The sequence below is a fragment of the Actinomarinicola tropica genome (genome assembly GCF_009650215.1).
Taxonomy (GTDB): domain Bacteria; phylum Actinomycetota; class Acidimicrobiia; order Acidimicrobiales; family SKKL01; genus Actinomarinicola; species Actinomarinicola tropica.
The window spans coordinates 130,713-142,731 of sequence record NZ_CP045851.1; the positions used below are offsets into that span (position 1 = coordinate 130,713).

Here is a 12,019-nt window from a genome sequence, read left to right on the forward strand (position 1 = left end):
TCAGGGGCGTGACCGACCCGATCCCCACGCCGCCCCGTCCCGAGCCCCGCCCCGTCGAGCGCACCCACCACGGCGACACCGTGGTCGATCCCTACTCTTGGCTGCGCGAGAAGGACGATCCGGCGGTCGTCGCCCACCTCGAGGCCGAGAACGCCCACACCGAGGCGGCCACGTCCCACCTGTCCGAGCTGCGTGAGCAGCTCTTCGAGGAGATCAAGGGGCGGGTGCAGGAGACCGACCTGACGGTGCCGGTGCGCTCCGGTCCGTGGTGGTACTTCGCCCGCACGACCGAGGGCAGCCAGTACGCCGTCCACTGCCGGGTGCCGGCCCGAGGCGAGCGGCTGACCCTCGACGAGGCCCCGCCGACGATCGAGCCCGGCATCACGGCGCCGGACGAGCAGGTGCTGCTCGACGAGAACATCCTCGCCGGCACGAGCGACTACTTCGCCCTCGGGGCGTTCGACGTCAGCCCGGACCACCGCCTGCTCGCCTACAGCACCGACCACGACGGTTCCGAGCGCTACACGCTGCGCATCCGGGACCTCGAGGGTGGCGCCGACCTGCCCGACGAGATCCCCGAGGTCACCTACGGCACGGCGTGGTCCGACGACGGCAGCGTGCTCCTCTACGTGAAGGCCGACGCCGCGCAGCGGCCCTACCAGCTGTGGCGCCACGTCCTCGGCTCGCCGGTCGACGACGACGTGCTCGTCCACCAGGAGGACGACGAGCACTTCTTCCTCGGGCTCGGCCGCACGAAGGACGACCGCTACGTGGTGCTCCACCTGGGGTCGAAGGTGACCGACGAGGTGTGGGTCCTGCCCGGTGACGACCTGACCGGCGAGTTCGCGGTCGTCGAGCCGCGTGAGCACGGGGTGGAGTACTCGGTCGAGCACCAGGGCGACCGGTTCGTGATCCTCACGAACGCCGACGGCGCCGAGAACTTCGAGCTGCGCACCGCCCCGGATGCCACGCCGGGTCGGGCGAACTGGGAGGTGCTGATCCCCCACGACCCGGAGGTCAAGCTCGGCGGCGTCGACCCCTACGCCGACCACCTGGTCGTCCACGAGCGCCGCGGTGGCCTGCGCCAGATCCGGGTGCTGCGGGTGTCCGACGGTCACGAGTACCGCCTCGAGCAGCCCGAGGAGGTGTCGACCGTCGGGGGTGGCGGCAACGCCGAGTACGACACGACCGTCCTGCGCTACGGCTACACGTCGATGGTCACCCCGTCGTCGGTGTTCGACGTCGACCTCGTCACCGGCGAGAGGGTGCTCCGCAAGCAGCAGCCGGTGCTCGGCGGCTACGACCCCGACGACTACGTCACCGAGCGGCTGTGGGCCACCGCCGACGACGGCACGCAGGTGCCGATCTCGATCGTCGCCCGCCGCGACCGGCCCCGCGACGTGCCCGGGCCCGCGCTCCTCTACGGCTACGGCTCCTACGAGGCGAGCATGGACCCGGGCTTCTCGTCGGCCCGCCTGTCGCTGCTCGACCGGGGGTTCGCGTTCGCCATCGCCCACATCCGCGGCGGGGGCGAGATGGGGCGGCGCTGGTACCTCGACGGCAAGGAGCTGGCCAAGCGCAACACGTTCACCGACTTCGTCGCTTGCGCCCGGCACCTGGTGGACGAGGGTTGGACGACGCCGGCGCAGCTCGGCATCCGTGGCGGGTCCGCCGGCGGGCTGCTGATGGGCGCGGTGGTGAACCTGGCGCCGGACCTGTTCGGCGCGGTGATCGCCGAGGTGCCGTTCGTCGACGCGCTCAACACGATCCTCGACCCGAGCCTGCCGCTGACGGTCACGGAGTGGGAGGAGTGGGGCAACCCGCTCGAGTCGCCCGAGGTGTACGACTACATGAAGTCCTACGCCCCGTACGAGAACGTCGAGGCGGTGTCGCACCCGGCCATGCTCGTGACCGCCGGGCTGAACGACCCCCGGGTGTCGTACTGGGAGCCGGCCAAGTGGGTCGCCCGCCTGCGCGAGACGACCACCGGTGACCGGCCGATCCTGCTGAAGACCGAGATGGGCGCCGGCCACCAGGGCCCGTCGGGCCGCTACGACGCCTGGCGCGACGAGGCGTTCGTGCTCGCGTTCCTCATCGACCAGCTCACCTGACCCGTCCGCTCCTGCGCTGGCCCGCTCCTGCGCTCTGTGCGGCTCCGAGAACACCCCTCGTTCCTTACGCTGCACAGAGCCGCGACAGCCGTCAGCCGAACCCTGACAGGATGCGAGGCCATGGGGAGCCAGGGACTGCCGTTGTCGGGGATGGGTGCGTACGTGACGGGGGGAGGGAGCGGGATCGGCATGGCCTGCGCCCGAGCCTTCCTGAGGGACGGGGCGTCGGTGACGATCGTCGGCCGGTCCCCGGAGAAGCTCGACGCCGCGGTGGAGTCGCTGTCGGGCGATGTCGCCGAGGGTGCGCACCTGGGGTGGCGGTCGGTCGACGTGGTCGACGAGGACGCTGTGCGCTCCTCGGTCGGCGCCGCGGCGGAGCCGGAGGGCGGGCTGCACCTCGCGGTGGCCGCGGCCGGGGTCGGCACGCTGGCGCCGGTGATCGCCACGCCGCTGTCGGAGTGGCGGAAGGTGCTCGACACGAACCTCACCGGCGCGTTCCTCACCCTGAAGCACGCCGGCGCGGCGATCGCCCGCTCCGGTGGCGGGGCGATGTGCGCGATCTCGTCGATCGCCGGCCTGCGCACCCACCGCCACGGCGGCGCCTACGCGGTCTCGAAGGCCGGGCTCGACATGCTGGTGCGCACGACGGCCGACGAGCTGGGCCAGGCAGGCGTGCGGGTGAGCTCGGTGTGCCCGGGCCTGGTCGACACCGAGATCTCCGCCGGCCTGTTCGCCACCGATGCGGTCCTCGACGACTACCTCGAGCAGATGCCGGTCCGCCGCACGGGCGTGGTCGACGACGTCGCCGCCGCGGTGCGGTACCTGTGCGGGCCGGAGTCCGGCTGGGTCACCGGCGTGTCGCTGTCGGTCGACGGCGGCCAGCACCTGCGGAGGGGGCCAGACTGGACCCCGATCGCCCGGGCGCTCTACGGCGACGACGTGGTCGAGGGCCGGCACACGCCGTAGGACGTCGACCTGCCGCGGCACCGAGCGTCGCAGTTCTCGGTACGTCCCGCGACCGTCGGCGTCGCGATCCGTACCAAGAACTGCGGGAGGCCCCCACACGCCGTCACGCTCAGGTCGAGCCGAAGCCGCCGAAGCCGCCGGTGTCGCTCTGGTTCTGGTAGCCGGTGCGCATCATCGCCACCTGGACGTCGACGTTGGATTCGACGTCGCGGACGTGCGATCCCCACGTCAGGACGACGAGGACGCCGAGGGCGGCGCCGATGCCGGCCGCCCACAGCCACCCCCAGTCGTCCTGGGCGCCGTCGCCGGAGAGGAGCACGTAGGAGAGCCAGCCCTCTGCGGCGCCTCCCTGGCCATCGACGCGCACCACGCGGCCATCGAGCCGGACGGTGCCGGTCATCGAGCCGAGGGTCATCTCGTCGGTGGCGAACGCCGACTCGAGCCGCTCGGCCACCGCCTCCGGATCGTGACCCGGCGCGACCAGGGCCGACACCGTGAGCATGCCGCCCCCCTCTCGCTCCGCCGAGCGGTGGAACACGTACGCCGCGTACCAGCGGTCGTCCTCGGCGGGTGTGGCGTAGACGTCGGCCAACGCGGGGGAGGCCGCCTGGGGCAGCAGCTCGGCGAAGCCCGGCGAACGGCCGATCGACCGCGCCTCGTCGAGGTGCCGGTCGAGGGCGGCACGCACGAGCGCCGGGTCGTCGCCGACGAGGAGGACGTCGTCGACGACCGCGACCGCCTGCGTGCGCGAGCCGCCGATCGGCGTCGAGCGAGCGTCGTCCGACGTGGGGATGTCCCAGCGCCGCATCCGCACCCCGCGGTGCACCTCGTCGGCGCCGTGGCCGGCACCTTGCGGATCGGCGTCGACCGCCGTCCAGACGGCGTCGGGCTCGACGGGGCTGACGGCCACGAGCTCGTTGCCCGCCCCGCCATCAGGAGGCACCCACCGCAGGATCAGCTCCACCTCGTCGACGTCGACCCCCAGGGTGCTCTGCCACGTGGTGCGCGTGTCGGACTCGTGGGGTCGCGAGGCGGTGACCTCGGCGCCCGGTGGGAACAGGTCGTAGGGCGATGGCTCGTGGGGAGCCATGGAGTCGGGGTCGGTGGCGACCCCCTGCTCGTCGTCGCCCACCAGCACCGTCACGACGAGGATCGCGGCGAGGACCACGGCCGCGGCGGTGAGGCCGGCCAGGGCCCGGGTGCGGCGAGAGGCGCGGACGGCCGCCGGAGGCGCGCCGCTGATGGGCGCGCGGGCGAGCACGGCGTCGAGCTCGACGGGCTCGACGCCCTGGTTGGCTCTGTCGGTCCAGTCGCGGATGAGGTCGTCGAGCTCAGGCATCGTCCAGCTCCACGTCGAGGTGGCGGCGCAGGCGCGCCATGCCACGGGCCAGGTGCGTGCCCACGCTGCTCTTGCTGATGCGCAGGGCCTCGGCGACCTCGGTGTAGGTCCACTCGCAGCCGTGGACGAGGACGACGACGGTCCGCTGCGTCTCCGACAGCTCGGCGAGCGCCGGGGTGAGGGCCGGCTCGACGTAGAGCCCGTCGGCTCCGGTGGTCGCCCGGGCCGGCAGGAACCCTTGGCGGCGGCTGCGTGACCGGGACTGCCCGACCCGGAAGAGGTAGCCGACCGGGTTGGCCATCTCGGTGACGCGGGGCCAGGTCTGCCACGCCCAGGCCAGCGCCTCCGCGGTGGCGTCGATGCCGTCCTCCGGCCCGCGCAGGGCGACGAGGGCGCGCCGCAGGCGGGGTTCGGCCTCCTCGAAGAAGCTCACGTAGTCGGCATCCGCCACGGTCATCCGCCCCACACCCTTCTAGACCGCTGGGGGTTCCGGTCGGACGACACCCGATGTTTCCTACCTACCGACCGGTAGGTAGGGTTTTCGGATGGACGATCTCGCCCTCCTCTCCGAGCTGGCCCCCACGGCCGAGAAGAACCTCGAGCGGCACCTCGCCGCCACCAAGCAGTGGTACCCCCACAAGATGGTGCCGTGGAGCCGCGGCCGGGACTTCGCCGAGGACGAGGAGTGGGACCCGCGGGAGGCCGACCTCCCCGACGCGGTCCGCTCCGCCCTCTACGTGAACCTCCTCACCGAGGACAACCTGCCGTACTACTTCCGCGACATCGACCGGATGTACGGCTACGCCGACGGCGCCTGGGGCGAGTGGACCCGCCGGTGGACCGCCGAGGAGGGCCGCCACGCCATCGTCATCCGCGACTACCTGATGGTCACCCGTGCCATCGACCCCGTGTGGCTCGAGGACGGGCGCATGGCGCAGGTCCAGTCCGGTCAGGTGCCCGAGCCGCCGTCGGCGCTCCACGGGTTCGCCTACGTGTCGCTCCAGGAGCTCGCCACCCGCATCTCGCACCGCAACACCGGCAAGCTGCTGGGAGAGCACGACAAGGTCGGCTACGAGATCATGGCCCGCGTCGCCTCCGACGAGAACCACCACTTCATCTTCTACCGGGACATGGCGAAGGCAGCGCTCGAGGCCGACCCCAACGGGATGATGACAGCCATCGCCGACGAGGTCACCGGCTTCGCCATGCCGGGCGTCGGCATCCCCGGCTTCAACGAGCACGCCAAGGCGATCGCCAACGCCGGCATCTACGACTTCGCCATCCACCACGAGCAGATCCTCGTGCCGGTGGTGCTCCGCCACTGGGACGTGGAGAACGTCACCGGGCTCGACGCCGAGGGCGAGCAGGCGCGCGAGCGGCTGATGAAGTACATCCGGCGCTCCGAGAAGGTGGCGGCGCGCATCGCCCGCAAGCGGGAGGCGGTCGACGCCGGCGAGCCCGAGCAGGAGCTCGCCTCGGCCTAGAGCTGGACGCGAGCCGGCGGCCGCCCCCGCACGGGAAGCGGCCGCCGTCGCGTCGTACGGCGTCAGTCGCGAGGGGTCACGCCGGACCGAGCGTGCCGCCGGCCCACACGGCGGCGCGGTACATGAACGTGACGGCCTCGCCGCGGGTCACGTTGCGGGCGGGCTCGAAGTTGTTGCTCCCGCCCACGCCGGTCGTGACCTCGGTGTCGGCGGCCCAGTCGACGGCGTCGTCGTAGAAGGCGTTCGGGATCGTGTCGGCGAACCCGGCCGGCGGGGCCGGCGGCTCTCCGAGCGCTCGCCACAGGAACGTGACGAACTCGCCGCGGGTGACGGGCCGGTCCGGCTGGAACTCGTCGGACCCGCCGACGCCGGTGGTGATGCCCTCCGCCGCGGCCCAGTTCACGGCGTCCTCGTAGAAGGCGTCGTCGATGGTGTCGGAGAAGCCGGCATCGTCGTGCCCCGACGGCTCGCCGACGAGACGCCAGAGGAAGGTCACCGTCTCGCCGCGGGTCGTGGCGGCGACCGGGGCGAAGACCTCGGTGCCGCCGACGCCGGTGGTGATCCCGCGGGCGTAGGCCCACGCGACCCCCAGCTCGTAGAAGGCATCGGGGATGGTGTCGCGGAAGACCTGGCGATCGATCACGACGAGGTCGAGGGTGTCGGTGAACTCCGCGCAGGTCGCGGTGACGGGGAACGTGCCCGGAAGCTGGTCGTCCTCGACGTCGAACGAACCGGCGAAGCCGCCCTGGAGGTCGGCGGTCACCGTGGCGACGTCGAAGCCGCCGAACGAGATCGTCACGTCGGTCTCGGGTTCGCAGCCCTCGACCGAGGAGAACGTCACGGTGTCGCCCTGGTCCTTGACCTGGTCGTCGACCGTGAGGATCAGCTCGGTTCCGTCGTAGCCGGGCGCGGCCTGTGCCACCCCGGGTAGCAGCAGTGACAACGCGGCCACCAGGGTGAAGATCGTGCGTCGGGCACGGCGTGATGTCATGTCGGGCTCCTCCCGATGAACGGTGTTCATGACCCTGGCGCGGTACCCAGGTGGTCGCGAACTGATCCACGGGGGGTTCAGGCCGGGCGGTACGTCCAGTGCCAGGGCTCGCGCGGCACGTCCTCGACGAAGCCGTAGCGGGGCCCGTTGGCGCGCATCCAGTCGAGCGCACGCGCGTCGAGCTCGAGGTCGACGGACAGGCCCCAGCCGTGGTTGCTGGTGCCGGGTGTCGCCGCCAGCCCGCCCTGCGAGTAGAGGCCCTTCTCCGCCGCAAGGCGCTGCTGGGTCGGGAGGTCCCGGTAGGAGCTGATGATCCCGAGGTCGATCCCGGCCAGGCGGGCGTCGGCCTCCATCCGACTGAACGCCTGTGCGGCGGGGGCGTGGAGGTGGTGGGTCCCGTCGCCGATCGGCGTGAGGGCGGCGGCGGGGACCCGGCCGTTGCCGTAGGCGGCGAGCTCGGGCGGCGGCGAGAGCGGGCCGTACGCACCGGGTGCGAGCCGGGCGGCGGGCGTGGTGCCGCCCCCGTCGAGCGCGGCGGCGAACGCCGGAGCGAAGGCGTCGTGGACGGGGGCAGCGCGAGACGCCGTCGACGGTGCGGTGCCGGTCGACGAGCTCGGGTCCTGGGCCGGCGGGGTCGCGACCGGGGCCGGGGTCCGGAAGCGCCCCTCGATCGCCGCGATGCGGCTGTGGATGGCCGAGATGCCGTTCACGGCGTCGTTGGTCGGCCGCCCGTCTCCTCACATGAGGCCCGGCGGCGTGCGGCTACCGTCACGCCGTGGGCGACGAGGCGCGGGACGAGATGGCGGCGCTCTGGTCGGCGATGGCCGCCGACGCCGACGCCGCGGGTGACGTCGACGGCGCCCGTCTGCTCGTGGCCCTCGCCGCCGGACGGGTGGATGCGGAATCGCCCGCAGCGGTCGAGCACGCCGTCGCCGGCCTGGCGCCGCCGGCCCGGGCCGATGCGCTGGTCGCCGTCGCCCGCGGTTGGTCGCTCGCCGGCCACGAGCGGGCCGAGGCCTTCCTCGCCGCAGCCCTCGAGCACGTGCCCGACCACCTCGAGGCCAAGCTCACGCTCGCCCAGGTCCGGATGCCCGGCCCCGGCTACTACGAGCTCCTCGACCGTCTCCACGAGCTGATCCGTCCGCGGACCTACCTCGAGATCGGCATGGGCGACGGCAGCTCGATGGCCCTCGCCCGGCCCGGCACGCTCGCTGTCGGCGTCGACCCGGTGCCCCGCTTGTGCTCACCCGTCGCGGCCGAGTGCCGCATCTTCCCGGAGCGCTCGGAGGACTTCTTCGCGCGTGGCGACCTCGACGCCGTGTTCGCCGGTCGCCCGCCCGACCTGGTCTTCATCGACGGGCTCCACACGTTCCCTGCGGTGCTGGCCGACCTCGCCGGCGCCGAGCGCATCGCCGGCCCTGACACCGTCGTCGTGCTCCACGACCTGTTGCCGCTCGACGAACCCACCCAGCGGGCGGAGCGCGCCGAGGGCTTCTACACCGGCGACGTGTGGAAGCTCCTCCCGTGCCTCGCCGCCGAGCGCCCCGACCTCGACGTGCTCACGGTGCGCACCGCGCCGAGCGGGCTCACCTTCGTGCGTGGGTTGACGCCGGGCGGCACGCAGCTGGCCGACCGCCACCGCGACCTGGTGGCCGCGTTCGGGGACCTGCCCTACGACCCCGCCACCGCACCGACGGGCGACGTCCCGGCCGACGCGTGGGACGAGGTCGTCGCGTTCCTCGGCCGCTGAGCGTCGCGCCGCGCCCGACCGATCAGAACTGGATGTGCCAGTCGGCCTCGACGATCTCGTCGGGGAGGCCGACCGACCGGGGCCCTGCATCGGCGGCCAGGGCGCAGGCGGCGCGTGGTCCGAGCTGGGCGAGCCCGTTGCGGTCCCCGGCCTGGTAGTTCGCGTGCGGGGTGACGAACGGGTACATCACCTGGCTGTCGGACTGGACGTGCGCCAGCCCGACGGCGTGGCCCAGCTCGTGCAGCAGCAAGGTCCCGAGCGAGTTCCGCCCGCCGAAGTCCTGGCTGCTCGCGCCGTAGCTCGAGTTGATGACCACCCCCGCGACCGCGATGCGCACGCGCCGACCGTCCGAGACGGTGTCGAAGCCGGCGTAGCCGGCGACGCCGGGGTTGTCGCGGAGGACCTGGTCCTGGCTGGGGGACCGCCAGACGATCCCGAGGTTCGCCTCCTCAGGCGTGCCGACCTGCACGAACGTCAGCCCGCTGTCGCGCTGCAGTCGTCGGATCGCCTCGGGGAGGACGCGGGTGGCGTTGGCGTGGGCGCCCGCGTAGTCGACGAAGTAGTAGATCGGGACGCAGCCGTTCCACTTCCACGGCTCGCCGTCGGCACCTCGGCCGTAGAACGCGTAGTGCGGGTTGGGGGCCTTCGCCCCGGTGGTGTCGCGGTAGACGAAGGTGATCGCCTCGCCGCGGCTGAGGTTGCGGTGCGGCTGGAACTGGCCGGTGGCGCCGACGCCGTAGCTGACGCCCTCCTCCCACGCCCAGCGGGTGGCGGTGGCCGACCAGTGGTTCGACGGCACGTCGGGCAGGAGGTGGGCCGAGGCGCCCGGCCGGTTGTTGGCCCGCCAGAGCATGGTGACGATCTCGGCGCGGGTGATCGGCAGGTCCGGGCCGAAGAGGCCGGTGCCGCCGATGCCGGTCGTGATGCCCTTCCGCAGCGCCCAGCGGATGGCCGGTGCGCCGAAGTGCCCGGCGGGCACGTCGGGCGGCAGTGCGCCGCTGACCCGGGTGCCGCCGTTCGCCCGCCACAGCATCGTCACCAGCTCGGCGCGGGTGATGTCACGAGTGGGGAAGAAGTGGCCGGTGTGCCCCACCCCGCTCGTCACGTGGTTGTGGAACCCCCAGTCGACGGCGGTGTGTGCGAAGTGGCCACGGGGCACGTCGGGGAACTGGAAGTGGCCGGCGTCGGCGGCGGGCGCCTGCGCCAGGCCGAGGGTGACCGTGGCGAGGGCCACGAGCAGCGCGAGGGCGCGGCGCACCGGCAGGAGCGAGGTGGCGGGGGAACACGTCATGTTGGCCTCTGTGTGGTCACGCCGACGGCGGGGGTGAGGGGACCGCCCGCCCGAGTGGACGCAGGATAACGGCGGCAGCCGCCGGGCGCGCCTCACCCGCAGGTGCCGTTCGCGCCCGTTCCTGCCATCCTGGTCGCCGTGAGACGCCGCACCCGTGCGGCCGCGCTGGCCCTGGCGGTCGCCCTCGTCGCGGTGTCGACGGCGGTGCCAGGGACGGCCGTGGCCCAGAGCCCCACCGACGTCATCCTGCCCGGCGACGTCACGGTCCTCGGCGACGCCGGGATCCGGCAGTCGAGCTTCCCCGAGGTCGTCGCGCTCCCCGACGGGCGGGTCGGCGCGGTCTGGGAGGCCTACACCGGGCGTCACCGGGGCGCCGGTTACTGGTCGGCGGTGCGGTCGGTCGACGGCACGTGGTCCGACCCGGTCCGCCTCGTCGCCACCGGCACGTGGTCGGGGTACGGCATCCACTCCCGGACGGTCGGACCGGACGGCTCGGCCTACGTCGCCTGGCGACGCTCGGCCGCCAACAGCCAGGTCGAGGTCGCTCACCTCGCCCCCGGGGCCGCCGCCTGGACCACCCTCCCTCCTCCCCCGGCCACCGGGCCGGCGGGTGGCCCCGAGGTCGCGGTCGACGCGACCGGGCACCTGGTCGCCGCCTGGGAGGTCTACGAGATCGACCTCCTGCTCGGTCGCATCCAGCACCACGTCGAGTGGTCGCGGTTCGACGGGCTGACCTGGGAGCCCCCCTCCACGCTCGAGGACCCGCTCCTCTCCGCCCAGGCGCCTCGGCTGGCCCGCACGCCCGACGGCACGGTCGTCGCCACCTTCCGCCAGGCCGACGAGCCGAGCGTCAACGACGTCGCCGTCGAGTGGCGACTCGTCGCCCGCCGGCTCTCCGGCAGCACGTGGGGCCCCATCGAGCCCGTCACCCGTCCCGGGGAGTACGTCCCGTTCCACCTCCTGGCCGCGGGCGGGGACGGGAGCGTCGTCGCCGTCTACGACGACGGCCACCGCGACGCCCACACGTTCGCCCGGATCGGCACCGGCGGTGCCTGGACCGCGGAGGAGGACCTGTTCCCCGACCGCGCAGCCGCGGCGCCGAGCGCGGCAGGCGGGCCCGACGGCGTCGCCGTCGTCGTGGCGTCGGGCGCCAACGCCGTCGTCCGCCGATGGGTGGACGGCGCCTGGGCGGTCCCCGAGGTCCTCGGGTCCGGCACGTCATCCGGCCGCGACGCGGCGAGCCCCGCGATCGACGTGGCGCCCGACGGTCACCTCGCCGTGTCCTGGCGCCTCACCCGCACCACCGACGCCGGCGAGCCGCGCACCATCGAGCTCGCCGTCCGTCGGCCCTCCGGCGAGTGGCTGGTGCCGGTCACCGTCAGCACCGGTGGCCGCCCCAACCACCGCAGCGACGTCGTGCTCGAGCCCGACGGCGAGGCCGTGGTCGCCTGGACCTCGGTCGGCGCCGACAACCGTGAGCGCCTCTTCGTCCGCCCCACCACGATCGGGCCGCCCCCACCCCCGCCGCCCCCGCCGCCGCCACCGCCGCCCCCGCCGACCTTCGACGACGTCCCGCCGGGCACGTTCTTCACCACCGCCGTCGGGTGGGCGCAGGCCGCCGGCTACACGACCGGCGTCGGCGGCAGCAACGAGTTCCAGCCGCACCGACCGATCACCCGGGCCGAGGCGATCACGCTCCTGTGGCGGATCGAGGGCGAACCCGGGGGCGCACCGCCGTCGGGGTTCACCGACGTGGTGCCCGGCGCGTTCTACTCCCGTGCCGTCGACTGGGCGAGGGCCGCGCAGCTCACCACCGGCGTCGGTGGGCGCAACGTGTTCGAACCCGACCGCCAGATCACCCGCGCCGAGCTCGTCACGCTCCTGTGGCGGAACGAGGACGCGCCCTCCGACGCACCGCCCTCGGGCTTCGTCGACGTCGTGCCCGGCGCGTTCTACGTCCGGGCCGTGGACTGGGCCCGCCAGGAGGGCATCACCACGGGAGTGGGGGGCACGAACGAGTTCCAGCCCGACCGCGACATCACCCGCGCCGAGACGATCACGCTGCTCTACCGCACCTACGGCTGACG

10 protein-coding genes are annotated in these 12,019 nt (G+C 73.5%); 5 read left to right on the plus strand and 5 right to left on the minus strand.

From position 1 onward, the window contains the following. Nucleotides 1-8: 8 nt before the first annotated feature. Together GH723_RS00615 and GH723_RS00620 are read left to right on the plus strand one after the other, a co-directional pair. Nucleotides 9-2,111 (plus strand): S9 family peptidase, encoded by a 2,103-nt coding sequence (locus GH723_RS00615; RefSeq protein WP_229022939.1) that lies wholly within the window; start codon nucleotides 9-11, stop codon nucleotides 2,109-2,111. A 150-nt stretch (nucleotides 2,112-2,261) separates the two neighbouring features. After that, entirely contained in the window at nucleotides 2,262-3,077 is an 816-nt protein-coding gene (locus GH723_RS00620; protein ID WP_267471354.1) for an SDR family NAD(P)-dependent oxidoreductase, read from the plus strand. Nucleotides 3,078-3,186: 109 nt separating this feature from the next. Here the strand turns inward: GH723_RS00620 and GH723_RS00625 are convergent, their stop codons facing one another. Then, the gene (locus tag GH723_RS00625) at nucleotides 3,187-4,416 is read right to left on the minus strand and encodes a hypothetical protein (protein ID WP_153757838.1); all 1,230 of its coding nucleotides are present in this window, start codon (nucleotides 4,414-4,416) and stop codon (nucleotides 3,187-3,189) included. Then, a complete protein-coding gene (locus tag GH723_RS00630; protein ID WP_153757839.1) occupies nucleotides 4,409-4,873 on the minus strand; it encodes an RNA polymerase sigma factor in 465 nt (154 codons plus the stop codon). Before GH723_RS00630 ends, GH723_RS00625 begins: the two co-directional genes overlap by 8 nt. Before the next feature lie 88 nt (nucleotides 4,874-4,961). Here GH723_RS00630 and GH723_RS00635 point away from each other — a divergent pair, with 88 nt between their 5' ends. Beyond that, nucleotides 4,962-5,900 carry an acyl-ACP desaturase gene (locus tag GH723_RS00635; protein WP_153757840.1) on the plus strand — a complete coding sequence of 313 codons (939 nt, stop codon included), beginning with the start codon at nucleotides 4,962-4,964 and terminating at the stop codon, nucleotides 5,898-5,900. Between the two features lie 76 nt (nucleotides 5,901-5,976). On the opposite strand, the gene GH723_RS00640 is transcribed toward GH723_RS00635, so the two are convergent. Together GH723_RS00640 and GH723_RS00645 are read right to left on the minus strand one after the other, a co-directional pair. Then, on the minus strand, nucleotides 5,977-6,891 hold the full coding sequence (locus GH723_RS00640; protein WP_195210435.1) for an S-layer homology domain-containing protein: 915 nt from the start codon (nucleotides 6,889-6,891) through the stop codon (nucleotides 5,977-5,979). Nucleotides 6,892-6,968: 77 nt separating this feature from the next. Then, nucleotides 6,969-7,601 carry a M15 family metallopeptidase gene (locus tag GH723_RS00645; RefSeq protein ID WP_153757842.1) on the minus strand — a complete coding sequence of 211 codons (633 nt, stop codon included), beginning with the start codon at nucleotides 7,599-7,601 and terminating at the stop codon, nucleotides 6,969-6,971. A gap of 65 nt (nucleotides 7,602-7,666) precedes the next feature. Between GH723_RS00645 and GH723_RS00650 the strand changes: the two genes are divergently transcribed. Then, nucleotides 7,667-8,641 (plus strand): class I SAM-dependent methyltransferase, encoded by a 975-nt coding sequence (locus tag GH723_RS00650; protein WP_153757843.1) that lies wholly within the window; start codon nucleotides 7,667-7,669, stop codon nucleotides 8,639-8,641. A 22-nt stretch (nucleotides 8,642-8,663) separates the two neighbouring features. Here GH723_RS00650 and GH723_RS00655 read toward each other — a convergent pair whose 3' ends face one another. Beyond that, complete coding sequence (locus tag GH723_RS00655; RefSeq protein ID WP_153757844.1) at nucleotides 8,664-9,932, minus strand: S-layer homology domain-containing protein; 1,269 nt, start codon at nucleotides 9,930-9,932, stop codon at nucleotides 8,664-8,666. 138 nt (nucleotides 9,933-10,070) lie between these two features. Here GH723_RS00655 and GH723_RS00660 point away from each other — a divergent pair, with 138 nt between their 5' ends. Next, nucleotides 10,071-12,017 (plus strand): S-layer homology domain-containing protein, encoded by a 1,947-nt coding sequence (locus GH723_RS00660; protein ID WP_195210436.1) that lies wholly within the window; start codon nucleotides 10,071-10,073, stop codon nucleotides 12,015-12,017. Nucleotides 12,018-12,019 lie beyond the last annotated feature (2 nt).